Source organism: Bacillus changyiensis (assembly GCF_027706145.1).
GTDB classification, from domain to species: domain Bacteria; phylum Bacillota; class Bacilli; order Bacillales; family Bacillaceae; genus Bacillus; species Bacillus changyiensis.
Window position 1 is genome coordinate 1 of sequence record NZ_JAQFWW010000024.1, and the last position, 618, is coordinate 618.

Below are 618 nucleotides of genomic sequence, written 5' to 3' on the forward strand. Positions count from 1 at the left end.
TATCTGCTCTTCTTGTTGTATGATGTCACCAGCAAAAATACGTTTTCCGAGTTTATAAAATTCAGTATGGATATCAAGTACCGATTGTTCCCTTTGATCTGATCCCCACATGAGCGCCGCATCTTTGTCATCACTAGACACCACACATCCGCCACCTGCATCATGATATAAGAACCAGCTCCTATCATTTTTGATGGTCAGGCTTATCCCCTCATCATCCCAATAGTGCATCTGCTCGCCGTCCCATACGCGATAGTGAAGATGTGTCATTTTGTATCCTCCAATAGATCAGGATTTTCATAGATATTACCGATGACTTCGTGATATTTTATTGACTCACTTGAATTACGCAAAACAGGCAAAATATAATCATAGTAGTCTTCGTCACCATCGTGACATTGAACCATAAAAGCGCCATTTCTAAATTCAACAATTAAATAAGGTCTGGTTAAGTCAGTTGAAAGAATATCCCCCTCATAAATCTCATGAAAGTTTTTGTCCTTTAATCCGGTGTATAAATCCCGGCTGATTAGTTCATATTCATCGGAAAACACCGGAGATAGTTCAGCCGCTGCCCTTGCTTCCAATTGCCCGATGCTGTACCATTTCATTTCAATG

Annotated in this window: 2 protein-coding genes; both read right to left on the reverse strand. The window is 40.3% G+C overall.

Annotation, left to right across the window (positions count from 1 at the left end; all coding sequences use genetic code 11):
• Positions 1-270 (reverse strand): YopX family protein (locus tag PDT38_RS19300; RefSeq protein ID WP_270803674.1); only part of this gene is annotated, 270 nt, incomplete at its 3' end.
• Positions 267-617, reverse strand: a complete 351-nt coding sequence (locus PDT38_RS19305; RefSeq protein WP_270803675.1) for a YopX family protein — start codon at positions 615-617, stop codon at positions 267-269. The genes PDT38_RS19305 and PDT38_RS19300, both read right to left, overlap by 4 nt.
• Position 618 lies beyond the last annotated feature (1 nt).